Source organism: Thalassobacter sp. (genome assembly GCF_982993085.1).
The window spans coordinates 16,499-29,510 of sequence record NZ_CEZFMW010000033.1 but is presented as its reverse complement, the minus strand read 5'-3'; the positions used below and the strand labels follow the sequence as shown (position 1 = coordinate 29,510).

Annotated in this window: 5 protein-coding genes; 1 reads left to right on the top strand and 4 read right to left on the bottom strand. The window is 58.7% G+C overall.

Annotated elements, in window-relative coordinates:
- Window positions 1–67 precede the first annotated feature (67 nt).
- On the top strand, window positions 68–7,777 hold the full coding sequence (locus AC4GMC_RS07325) for an isopeptide-forming domain-containing fimbrial protein (protein ID WP_487876367.1): 7,710 nt from the start codon (window positions 68–70) through the stop codon (window positions 7,775–7,777).
- A gap of 14 nt (window positions 7,778–7,791) precedes the next feature.
- Here AC4GMC_RS07325 and AC4GMC_RS07320 read toward each other — a convergent pair whose 3' ends face one another.
- Genes AC4GMC_RS07320 through AC4GMC_RS07305 form a run of 4 tightly spaced genes read right to left on the bottom strand, consistent with a single transcriptional unit; the run spans window position 7,792 to window position 13,007 of the window.
- Window positions 7,792–9,432 (bottom strand): efflux RND transporter periplasmic adaptor subunit, encoded by a 1,641-nt coding sequence (locus AC4GMC_RS07320; RefSeq protein WP_487876368.1) that lies wholly within the window; start codon window positions 9,430–9,432, stop codon window positions 7,792–7,794.
- The gene (locus AC4GMC_RS07315; RefSeq protein WP_487876369.1) at window positions 9,429–10,229 is read right to left on the bottom strand and encodes an efflux RND transporter periplasmic adaptor subunit; all 801 of its coding nucleotides are present in this window, start codon (window positions 10,227–10,229) and stop codon (window positions 9,429–9,431) included. Before AC4GMC_RS07315 ends, AC4GMC_RS07320 begins: the two co-directional genes overlap by 4 nt.
- A complete protein-coding gene (locus AC4GMC_RS07310; protein WP_487876370.1) occupies window positions 10,226–10,987 on the bottom strand; it encodes a SapC family protein in 762 nt (253 codons plus the stop codon). The genes AC4GMC_RS07315 and AC4GMC_RS07310 overlap by 4 nt, the downstream gene beginning before the upstream one ends.
- A 28-nt stretch (window positions 10,988–11,015) precedes the next feature.
- Window positions 11,016–13,007, bottom strand: coding sequence for a zinc metalloprotease (locus AC4GMC_RS07305; RefSeq protein ID WP_487876371.1), 1,992 nt, complete (start codon window positions 13,005–13,007; stop codon window positions 11,016–11,018).
- Between the last annotated feature and the right edge of the window lie 5 nt (window positions 13,008–13,012).

Below are 13,012 nucleotides of genomic sequence, written 5' to 3'. Positions count from 1 at the left end.
TCACTGCCCACGATCAGATGAAATCTGTGCCCACCATCCCGCGAAACACGCAGGCAGCGTCGGAACCGTGGCGGGCGACAACAAAAGCGTCAGCTTTGATGTCGGCAACTTGGTCAATCTGGGCAACAACTTCCTGTCCGACGATGTGATTACGTTCGAAGTTAAGGCTCAGTCTCTGGGCGGGCAAACCGCAGAGGCGAGCGACCAGCTGACCAACAAAGCGAAATTTGTGGCGGATGGCGTTAGCAAAGATGTCTCTAGCCGGGTTGAACTGATCGAGCCGCAACTCACCATCAACAAAACCGCGCCCAACAATGGGGTGCGCGCGGGTGAAACGGTGACCTACACCATCAAGGTCGACAACCCGGTCCAAGCTCATGACGCCCCGGCCTATGATCTGATCCTGACCGATCTGCTGGACCCCAGCATAGATCTGGTCGTTGGTAGTGTGACGGTAACGGGTGGCACGGGCGCGACCATCGTGACCGGCAATACCAGTGGGGACACGACGCTTAACATCACCGCCGATGCGCTGGATGTGGGCGAGACGCTTACGATTTCGTACCAAGCCGTGGTCAACACATCCATTGAAGCAGGCACCGTGATCGACAATACCGCAAGCCTGACGTTTGACAGCTTGCCTGACGATGACGCCGCAGATGAGCGCGATTACGCGATTTCGGACGATGCACGCGTGACCTCAAAGTCGCCAATGATCAATAAATTCGTCTCGGCCACCTCCAACCCCGACACAAACCGCAGCAACCTGTCAATCGGCGAAACCGTCAGCTACGACATCGTCATCACCCTGCCCGAAGGCACGAACTCTGACGCGTCCCTTGATGATTTTTTACCGACGTCACCAGGCACGCTTGATTTTGTCTCGGCAGAGCTGATTTCGATCGGTTCCAATATTTCGGGCTCGACACTAAGCGCCGGCGCGACAGGCACTGTCTCTGGTACCCAAATCACTTTCGATTTTGGTGACCTTATTAACGTCACCGATATGGTGGTGGATGAGCATGATGAAATCCTAGTGCGGGTTGTCGCCCAACTGAACGATCTGCCTGACAATGACGCGGGCGATAGGCTGACGAACAGAGCGCGCTTTACCACAGAGCAAACATCGGTCTGGAACATCGCACATATTTGGGTCGTTGAACCGGATATGCAGATCGAGAAATCGACTGATGTGGCCGAGGCGGATGCAGGCGACACCGTGGTCTATACGATCACCTCGACCAACGCAGGGGGTGCCCCGGCCTATGATATCATCATTGATGACGGCATCACCGACCCCAACCTGATCCTCAGTTCGCCCCCCGCATCCAGCATCCGCATTATGGATGGCAACACGGACGTGACACCAACGGGCGCAGACGCCCCAAGCCACGTGTTCCCGACATCTTCGGGTGGTTTGCAGGCGATCATCCCTGTGCTGATGCCTGGTCAATCCGTTGAGATTACCTATGAAATGGTCGTTATCGATGGGGTGGCTTTCGCCAGCAGCATCGACAACACCGCCACAGTCACCCGCTACGACAGTGATCGCGCCGGTGACACCACCGACCCCGATGATGGCCGCGTCTACACCGGCCCCTCTGATACGCATATACTGCCCACACCCGACCCACAGGTGACCAAGACACTTGTGGCGTCCGATGACCCCCTCACCAGCGGGTCCGATGTCGGAATATCGGAAACCCTGACTTATGAGATTGAGGTGGTCTTCCCCGAAGGTACATCCGACGTCATCTTGGTGGATGCTTTGCCCGCTGGGCTAACGCCAATTTCGGCAGCATTGACGACGTTCCATTCCACTGTCAGCAGCGACAACCTTGCTCAGGGCGATACAGACACGACCTCAAGCTTCATCACCCTTGGGCCAGACGGGGGCTTCGTCTTTGATTTCGGGACGATCGACAATTTGGGCGATAACAATGCGGCCAATGACACGGCCCTGATCACCGTGGTGGCACAGGTCACCGACATCGCCGCAGTCCAAGCCGGCGGGACCCTCGTGAATGAGGCGCGTCTTAGCTTGGTGGACCCAAACACGGGCAATGTTCTAACACATCCCAACACCGGACAGCCACAGACCTTTAGCGACGATGCCACCGCAAACGTGGTTGAGCCCGAACTTGATATCGACAAAAGCGTCTCGCCCAGCACGGCTGATGCCGGCGATACCGTGACCTATACGATCCTGAGCAAGAACGTCGGAGGTGGCCCAGCCTACGACATTCTTCTGAATGATCCACTTGATGATGTGGCCCTCATCCTGCCCACTGCTCAAAGCGGGACGATAAAAATCCTGAACCCCAACGGCGTGGACGTTACCCCCAGTGGCGCGGATGCCCCTGCTCTCGTCTATCCGACGACCAGCGACGGCTTGCGGGCCAGTATTCCGGTTCTAGAGGCCGGCTACACGATTGAGATCGTTTTTGATGCCAAGATCATCGAAGCATTCACATTCTCAACTACCGTGACCAACACCGCCGAAGTGACGCGTTTTGACAGCGACCCCGACGGGCATGAGACCGACGCCGACAATGGCCGGGTCTATGACACCACCCTTTCGGGTTACATGGTCCCCACGGACACCGCGGCCGTCACTTCACCGGATGTGCAGTTGACGAAAACAGTTCTGAGCACGGGTGACAGCAGCACATCAGGCAACAACGTCGCCATCGGCGAGACGATCACCTATGCTCTGACAATCACCCTACCCGAAGGCACCGCCGACCTAACCCTGACCGACACGCTTCCCACGGGGCTAAGCGCTGTCTCAGCAAGCGTCGTATCCATCGGCAGCGGCACGAATGTGACAACCACAAATATCAACGCAGGTGACACCGACACATCCAGCTTTGTCACGCTCACCTCCGACACGGTCACCTTCGATTTTGGCACAGTAACCGTGGATGCAACCGATGACGCGGCTGCAACGGATGAAACCATTGTCATCCACCTTGTGGCTCAAGTGCAGGACTTGCCCAGCGTGGATGCAGGAGACAACCTGCGCAACACGGGCCGATTAGATGTGGATCACCCATCAACCGGGCTTCCGCTGCAAATCGACCCACAGGCCGCGGCTGACGTCTTGGTGGTTGAGCCCGATCTCAACGTCTCAAAAACGGGTCCTATTGTGGCTGAGGCGGGGGATACGGTTCCTTATACGGTGACTGTGACGAACGACGGCACGGGTCCGGCGCATGATGTTGTGTTGGAGGATTTGCTCAGCAATCCGCATCTGGCTTTGTCGGGCGCGCCGAGTTTTGATCTGGAGGGCACGACGATCTCTCCCGCCGTGAGCGTGGTGGGCGATGGCTTTAGGGCTGTCATTGGATCAATCGCAGTGGGCGAGACCCTGACCGTAACCTATAATGCGACCCTCTCGTCCAGCGCGCCTGAGGCGACCAAGTTCTTTAACACCGCTTCGGTGGAATACGACACCGTGTCCGACGGCACGCCAAGTTCAACCGAGGGCCGCACTTATACTGACAGCGATGATCATGACGTCGGTACAGTACCAACCCTGTACAAAGAGGCCACTGCATCGAGCTTGAGCCAAACGGACCGCTTAGCATTTGATAGCACCGACCTCGACCTTGTGGTGGGCGAAGAGGTGACCTTTACCCTAACGTTGGTATTGCCTGAGGCGGCAATGGGCAGTGTTGTTTTGACCGACACATTGCCCACCGGACTAAGCTATGTGAGTGCGGCATTTGTGTCTGAGGGCGCACAGATATCTGGTGCGGCAGATGTGGTTGTGACCAATGCCGGCGCCGTTACCACCTTTGACTTTGGCACCGTGAGCAACACGGCCACAGGCACTATTGATGCAGGCGATCAGGTGAAGGTCACTCTGACCGCACGGGTAGAGGACGTCGCGGCCGTGACAGAGGGCGCAAGCCTTGTAAACACCGCCGCCCTTGACGTGACGGCTGAGGGTGTCGTGCTCGACACAGTCACAGCCAGTGGCGCCGTCGACATCGTAGAGCCCACTCTCTCTATCGACAAGTCAGGCCCGCTTACGGCTGATCCCGGCGACCGGGTCACCTACACGGTTGAAATCGAGAATACCGGGACCGGTCCCGCCTTTGATATCCTCGTGGCCGATGCGGTCGCCGACAGCCAATTGACCTTTGTCTCTGGCAGTGTCACCGCGACACTCAATGGCACGCCATTGACCCTCACCGTGACCGAAAGCTCCGGCGGCTTCAGCTTCTCAACCTCTGAACTTTTGCCAAGCGACGTATTACGGGTCAGCTATGAGGCGGATGTCGACACAGGCTTTGACCAAGGCGATCTGCTGTCAAACACCGTGACGGCTGACTTTGATACGGTTCCTGACGGTGATCCGGCCTCTGCTACAGGCCGCGAGGATCGCGTCACGGACACCCATGATACTGTCCCCCGCGCGCTCTTGAGCAAAGAAACCGTGACCAGCAGCATTGCCGATACGCGCAACAGTGCAGGCACCGCGGGCGTCACCGATTTGAACATCGGAGAGACCGTCACCTATGCTCTGACGGTCACCTTCCCAGAGATCGACATCGACGGGGCCGTCGTGGTCGACACACTGCCAACCGGGCTCAGCTTTGTGTCCTCCTCGATCGACAGCAGTGCCACCGGGCTAACCGGGATCACCCCATCGCGCAGCATCTCGGGTCAGGAGATCACCTTCGACTTCGGTGCCTTTACCAACCCATCAGACGGCAGCATCGGCCCCGATGATCAGGTGGTCATCTTGATCACCGCCCGGGTCGAGGACGTGGCCACCAACCAAGATGGGGCAGTCCTCAGCAACACCGCGACCCTCACACTGACACCCCAAGGCCAAGCGGCGATGGACCCGATCACGGCCACCGCGCCCGTGGATATCGTGACCCCTGTCTTGAGCGTGACCAAAACCGGCAACACCGCAGTCAACCCAGGCAGCGATGCAAGCTATACGGTGACTGTGGTCAACTCGGGCACCGGCCCCGCCTTTGACATCCTTGTGGCGGACGTTCTGGACAATGCCCACCTCAGCTATAATGCAGGCTCGTTTGCGGCAACGATTGACTCCGTAGATATCACCTCGGCCCTGAGCGTGACCCAAACGGCCACCGGGTTCGAGACATTGGTGGCCAAACTATTGCCTGGTCAGACGCTTGAGGTCACCTATACCGCCCGCCTCGACGCCGCCGCCCCCGCCGCACACAGCTTTGACAACACCGCCACCATTACCTCTGATACCGTGCCAGATAATGATCCGCGTTCGACCACCGGCCGGACCGCCACGGACAGTGATGATCATTCGATCGCGACAGGTCCCAGCATCACAAAAACCGTGCTCTCGACAGACTTCAGCCAGACCGGCACTGCCGTTGGGAACACGGGCCTCGTCGATCTGAACGTCGGAGAGACCGTGACCTATGCCTATGAACTCTCCTTACCGGAAATCCCCCTCGACAGGGTGGTGTTGAGCGATGTGCTGGGACCAGAGTTGGAGTTGATCGCAGGGTCGGTGAACGTCACGTCCATCGGCGCAGGTATGACCGCGGTGAACTCCCCGCCCGTTGTAATAGTGACCAACGGGCAAACCTTTACCATCGACTTTGGCGCGGTGAACAATCCGTCAGACGGCAGCATCGGCGCCGACGACAAGATCCTGATACAGGTCTCTGCTCGGGTCATCGACGTACCCACGGCCCAGTCAGGTCGCGTCACCGACAACACCGTCAGCGCCACGATCTTGCCCACGGGTCCCAACGGACAGCTGACCCCCGTCACAGCCACTGCACAGGTTGAGATTGTCGACCCCAATCTAACGATCGACAAAGTGGGACCCGCCGCACTTTATGGTGGCGAAACAGCTTCCTACACGCTGACGTTAACCAACACCGGTGATGGGCCGGCCTATGACGTGGCCATCACCGACACCTTGTCGGATGCCAACCTTGCGCTGGTCTCTGGCAGCGTGAGCCTTGTATTGGATGGCACGAGCATCACCCCAAGCGTGGCCGAAACCGGCAGCGGCTTTACGGTCATGGTCCCCGTGATTGAGCCCGGTGAGACGTTGGTGGTCAGCTATAGCGCCCTACTGTCCGCGACAGTCCCCAATCTGCAAACCCTGACCAACACCGCCACTGCCGTCTACGACACAGTGCCCGATGGTGACGCCAACAGCCCGACCGGCCGGACTGAAACCGTCACGGACAGTGATAGCGTTCTGTCCATTCGGGGGCTGGAAAAAACCGTCGTATCGACGTCCAACCCAGACACGGGCACGGTGCAAGGCGATGCAAGCGTGACCGATTTAACGATCGGAGAACAGGTAACATACGCATTGGTCGTGACCCTGCCAGAGACAGATCTTGATAGCATTATCGTCACCGACACGCTGCCGACAGGTCTGGGCTTTGTCTCGGCCTCCATCGGCACACCCGGCTCAAACATCAGCCTCGCCGCACCCGGCACAGCGGTAAACATCGGCCAAGTCACCACCTTTGATCTGGGCGCCTCAACCTCGCTTGGCGATGGCACCATTGACGCACAGGACCAGATCACCCTGACCCTCGTCGCCGTCGTCCAAGACATCACCGCCAACACAAACGGCACACTCTTGACCAACTCAGCAGAACTGCTGATCACACCAACAGGCGCGGCACAACTCAATCCACAATCCGACACCGAAAACGTCGAGATCGTCGAACCCAAACTCAACGTCTCAAAAACGATCAGCAACACATCACCCTTTCTTGGGGACACGGTGACCTACACAGTGGTGGTGGCCAATGATGCCGCAGCAACCGCGCCGATCTATAACGCTGTGATCAGTGACCCACTGCCGTTCCAACTGTCCAGCACAGGCGGGATCACAATCAGCGACCCAAGCCTCGCGACTGTTACATCAGGCTCGGCCTCGGGCGAAACACTGCTGTCTATTTCGATCCCGCGATTGGCACCGGGCGAAAGTGTGACGATTACGTACGATGTATCCATCGGCTTTCAGACGAACGCGTCCAATGCTGTGACGAACGTTGCAAGCGTAGAGGGCGGCTCTACGCCAACCGCGACCGATGCCGAAGCCCGCAGCTATACCGCAAGCGATACGGCTGCATTCACCGGCACAACCGCCTCCAGCCCAACCAAATCGAGCGACCCCTTTGGCAATCTAGGGATTGATGACGCATGGTTCTTGCCGGTGCTTGCGATTGACCCGATTTATTCGGGCACGGCCGAGCCCGGCTCGAACGTGACTATCCGACTATATGGCCCCCAAGGGGAGCAGACCGGCCTGCGTCATGTCCTTGCGGATGCGGGCGGCCATTGGATCGCGATCTTCCCCCGGACCGAACTTGAAAGCCCCTATGACGACAGCATGTTCGCCACGCTACAAGGCAGCCGCGTGTTCGACGCGCCGGTTGAATTGTTGGACCAGCGCCCAACCACAGAACTGGCCAGTTTGGGAGAGACGCGGTTTGCGCGTGTCGGCACCGAACTTTCGACGGAGAGCTATGGGATCGCACTGTCAGCCGATCGGCCTTCGACCCTGCCCCAAAACCACGGCATGTTTAATGCCCGCACCTTCTACGCATCGACCTTTCAGCAGGGCGCGTTTGCCGATGCCGATACGCTGCGGGTGGATGAAGTGTTCGAAGACATCGCAGGCCTGACGATTCAACGCCTCTATGAGGCTTCGGCCAACCCGCTGGGCAATGGACTTAATCGCTTCAATCAGGAGTTTCTGAGCGAAGCAACCGCAACACCCGGCAGCCCGCGCTAAGGGCTTAGGTTCGCCTAAACCCAAAGTCGCAGCATGACCCAGTCGCGCAACCCCCGCCCAACGACCTGCCAGATCGGACGCCACGTCCGGTCCAACGCCACGACACCGGTCATGCCCGGGCGCAACGTATCGACCGCCGTATCCGACAGGCTGGCTTGCGCCGGGAACAGCGGGGCCCTCTGACCGCTTGGTGCTGCGGGAGAAATCGACGTCACCTGAATGTCGAACCGCAACGAGGGATCAAAATCAGGACGGAACACACCCGCCTGCCCCAAATCGACCTTGGCCACCTGTGATTGCGGGACGGAAACGTCCAACTCTATCGCTGATGGATCGGCGATCTCTAGGACCAGATCCCCCCGCCGCATCAACGCGCCGGTCATGTCACCCAGACCATCGCCGATTACCAAGCCAGAGATGGGTGCGATCAAAACGGCGGTTTCTTTGCGCGCCTCCAACAGGGCAATATCCGCGAGGACACGCTCAGCCTCCAGTTCTGCGGTACGCAGATCTGCCGCCAGCCGTCCTGCGCGCGCACGCTCCCGGTCCAAAAGGGCACGGCTGTAGCTGGCCTGCGCCGCAATCAATTCCAAGTCAAGCGCGCGGGTGTCAAAGCGGCCCAGAACCGTTTCACTAGCAATCACACGGTCCCCGGCGCGCACGTCCAAACTGGCCAAAGGCGCATCCAGTGGGCTGGTCACAATTCGGTGGGACACCGCCCCAACCGTCGCCGGAAGCGATACACTGTCAGGGATGGGCACGAATGCGGCGCCGCAGACCGCCGCAATCATCGCACCACGACGCCCCCAAACGCGCCAGTTCACGCCGCGCCGCGCAGCATGGGGCGCGAGTTTGCCTGCACTGGCCGCCAAAAACGGCAGCATGCTTGCGTTTCGCCGAGGTGCAGCGACATGCAGAACAAGACCATCCGGCTGCCCCGGTTCTGCGGTAAAAGCACGGGTTTGATCACATAGCCGCAGGCGGGCGGTTTCGGCCATGCTGGCCTTCAACTCCGTGACCACACGCGCGCCCTTGCCCATATGCGCCTGCCCCGAGATATGCAGATCATGCACCTTTTTCCCATCAAATCGGGCCACTGCCGCATAGTCAGCTGCCAGAAACACAGCCATCATATCGCTGAGGGATTGTAGATCAGATGTCTGCGGCCCAGCACTCTGGCCTAGCTCAGCAAAAATCCGCAGAATGTTTTGCAACAGGTCCACTGTTTCGGGGCGATATGTGGCGACCGACAAGCGCGCCAAAAGGCATAGACGTTCATGGGCCAAGGCACGGGCGGATTGCCCCTCACCGCGTAATTCTATCACCAAGGCCGCATCTTCCCCGGTATCGAGCGCGATTTTCGCGGCTATAAATGTGCTCTCAGCCACGACACTACCGGCGTCTAATGACAACGCTTGCTGCGCGAGGGTCATCCCCGCATCAGGCACGTCACCGGTGGGATGTGTATTGGCCTGCCCTTCGGCATCGACACTGATAACCCACGCCCGCGTTTGCGGGATCAGGGCTTGCGTGAACCCAACCAAACGCGCCGAAAAAGACCCCTGCGCCGAGGTGGAAAACACCGCAGCCAGAGCCTCTGCCAACGATTGTGGCACAGCGGCTTGGGCCTGCGGAGGGCGCGGTACAGTGTTCATGGTGCCCGAAGGATCAAGGTCGCACCGGGCCGAAAGGCGCGATCTGCATTGTCCAGCGCGACGCGAATGCGCACCGTGCGGCTAGCGGGGTCAATCCGCGGATCAATCGTGGTGACCTGAACAGCCGCTGTTTGGATTGCCGCACCTTCAACTTCTGCCTCAAGGCTCTGACCAACAGTCATCCGATCCAACCATTCCAGCGGAACAAACGCGGTGGCTTCAAGAGCATCGAGCTGCGCCAACTTCAAAACAACAGCCTGCGCGTCCACATAAGTACCCGCCTCGGCCTGCACCTCTAGCACGACCCCGGGGAACGGCGCGCGCAAAGTGTAATCGGCTAGCATCGCCTGCTCTAGCGCAAGTTGCGCGCGAGCTTGGATTTGGCCTTCTTGGGCGATTTGTAGATCTGCTTTCGCGAGGTCTACGGCTTGCTGAGCTTGCTCAACCTCCCACGACTGGGCCGCACCGCGCGCACGGGCTGCTTGGACACGCTCGAACAAGGCCTGTGCCTGTTCCATTTGCGTCTTCGCGCGCAACTCGCGCCCATCTGCGTCAGCGACAACTTGGGCCAAAGCAACACGTTGGCTTTGGGTTCTGCTTTGAAGCTGAGCAAGCGGCGCACCCTGTGCCACAGTCGCGCCTTCAGCCACATCGACGCGCTCCAGAATACCCACCAGTGACGTGCGGATGTCCACGCTTTGGACAGGCTCCAAGATAGCCGTTACACCTTGTGCGATTGCCGATAACGGGGCGAACGCCCCAAACAGGGCCACCGCGCACGCCGCCCGAAGGGTCATGCCACGGCGCCCATATTCGAGAAATTCGCCATCGACATGTGATGCGCGGCAAACAACGTCATGAGCCCCCGACGCGCAAGCCCAGCCAGCGTCACGTCGTCCAGATCACGCACCTTTTCCTCGGAAATCACTTGGAAGCCTTCGATGCGTGCCGTTTTTTCCTGTCGAGACAGGTTCACAGTGGTGGCTTGCAGTAAGTCCAATTTTGCAACCTCTGCCATGACCTGACGTGTGCGTTGCGCCGATGTTTCGTAGCGCGTGGCAAAGTCTAGGATGGCAGTCAAATGCTCAGACTGGCTGCCGTCATCGTTCAATAACGCAGTGCTACCCTCGGCCGATTGGGTGAAAAGAGTTGAGGACATGTCCGCGCAAAGAATTTGCCGTGGTGCATCCTCGGCCTCCTTCACTAACAAAAAAGGATAGCGGCGCAGATATGCAGGAACATAGGCACCGGGCGCCCATTTTCCTTGCGCATCTATTTGATCATTCACGCCTTTGCGCAGACCGACCAACGCCATAGGCATCGGCTTGGCCCCCGTCGTGAAGACGATAGGATAATGCCGGACGACCTGTGCAAACTCATCGCAGGTGATGGGTATCGCATTGGCATTGGCAGCGACGCCAAACTCCCGTTCGGTCTTGATCCGCAGGTCCTTGTGATGCTCAGAGGTAATCGGAACGAGGGAGGTGTAAAGGAAGGGCAACCGCCCCGCTACGTCCACGGTTTGCGTTTTATCCACGGCGCGCCGTCTGGCCATACTCTTCCTCCTAATAAATTTATTAGTCTTATTCTAACAGTCTTTCGACCGGGAGGCGATCCTGAAGGGCGCGTTCAATACTGTTTTTCATCCGCTGAAACAGCGATTTTGGTTCTGCGGATTTGCGCGCGATCACTCCGGCCCCGCTAGGCGCGTCCATCAGACATTGCGGTGTGGGCCAATCTAGGATCGCGCGCAGTTTTACCGCCCCGTCGCGCAGCACCAATTGCGTTTCTGTTTGCATCAGTTGACCCTGAAATTGACAGTCGGGGTCATGCTGCAGCCGCACCAAAAGCGGGGCCGTGTCGGTACGGCTTAGAAGACCCGCCTCAAAATCGCGCTGATCGAGCCACAGAACCAAATGCGCGGGCACGGGGCTGGATATCGCCCCCAATGCCGCCTGCCCCGGCTGGACCCATGCGCCCGCATAATCGCGTGCAGCCAAAGGGGTCCAGACGCTCTCAGGACCTGCCGCGACACGTAGGCTTGCGGCCCGACGATCAAGGTTGCCGCGTATCTCATCCAGTTGGGCCAAATCAGTTTGAAGCCGCGCAATCTCAGCCCCGGAGGGACGTCGTGCGATAGCACGCGTTGCACTCTCAACGATCTGGCGGCGCAAGTTAAGATCGCGTTGTGCATGCGTCAGATCAAGGCTCTCCAACACTGGGAAACCATCCGCATCTAGGCGCAAAGCAGCGGCTTCTGGCACTTGGACAAAGGTCGTTTCATAGAGGGACAATTGTCCGTCCAACAGGACCCGGTCCCGAAACGGGATCACGCTTAGAACGCAGACCGCAGCGATGCATCCAGCCCCCGCCACAACGCGGCCAAGTCGGGCACCATTTGCGCGCGCTTGTTTCAGGCTACGGGCAAGTGGGCGAGCAATAAGCATCACAATCACAATGCCAAACACAACCGCACCGAGACGGGGATCAAACTGATATGAAAGCCAAAAGATACCCGCGAAGATGACCCAACGGTACAGATAGCTGAGCAACCAATAACCAAGCGCGCGCCGATCCGGACGCGCTACATCTGCACCCAAAGCCCAGCTCAGCCAACGCACCGCTGCCTGGGTGCTACGCCCTGCCAAATTGGGTACTCCCAACAGGTCGGTCATTATGTAATACCCATCCAACTTGATCAGCGGATTCAAGTTGAACAACAGGCTCGACACGGCCGCGAACATCGCGACCTGGAACACCGCGTCTTGTAACGGCCCCGTACCCGTAAACGCCCAAAAGAGCGTGGCCGCAAAGACCGCAAAAAATTCCAGATATAGCCCCCCCGCCCCGATAATCGCCCGTGGCCCCCGCCCCTTAAGCCGCCAAGCGCCGGTGACGTTGGTATAGGGAAACGGCGTCATCGCAAAAATCGAAATCCCCATACGAATGGGGCCAGAAGCAATACCATCGCGGCGACACATCTCTTGGTAGGCAAGTGCGTGGCCCATTTCATGCACGATCTTTAGCGCAACAAAACACAGCGCGAACAACACCAAACCCTGAAGGCTGATCTGGGGTACTTGCATCACAGCGTAGGCCAATTTGTCTGGGCGCAAAGCCACGGAGACAATAGCCCAGCCCCCCAGGAGCATCCAAACGGATAGCCCAAGGGCGCTAAACGCCCACCGACCAATCCCAGCAAAACGTGCCGCAATACCGGCGGCATCAAACATGTCAAACCGGAGCATGATCGCACGTGCCTCTAGTGGCTGATGTGCCTTTGGTAAGTCTTGGTTTGTGACACCCTGTGCCACCACCACGCCGTAGCGCATAAACTGCGCAAGCGTCTTTTGCGCCACTACATCTGGAAGGCCCGTGCCGGCACATGCTTGGGCGTAGGAGCCTGTCTCTCGGAGCGCCTCTAGAAAGGCTACTGCGGAGGCGTTTGCACCGAAATGCTTGCCGCTGACCTCATTGGAGATGGTGTATGCCTCACCGCCAGTGTCAGCGCCCACATGGGTGACAACGACGAACGTCGGAACAATGAGATCACGGGAAAGGGCAGCAGCATCCATGACGA

Bases quoted from the DNA above. Each gene is read 5' to 3' on its own strand.
- AC4GMC_RS07320 (WP_487876368.1), bottom strand. From the start codon at position 9,432: ATGAACACTGTACCGCGCCCTCCGCAGGCCCAAGCCGCTGTGCCACAA.
- AC4GMC_RS07315 (WP_487876369.1), bottom strand. From the start codon at position 10,229: ATGACCCTTCGGGCGGCGTGCGCGGTGGCCCTGTTTGGGGCGTTCGCC.
- AC4GMC_RS07310 (WP_487876370.1), bottom strand. From the start codon at position 10,987: ATGGCCAGACGGCGCGCCGTGGATAAAACGCAAACCGTGGACGTAGCG.
- AC4GMC_RS07305 (WP_487876371.1), bottom strand. From the start codon at position 13,007: ATGGATGCTGCTGCCCTTTCCCGTGATCTCATTGTTCCGACGTTCGTC.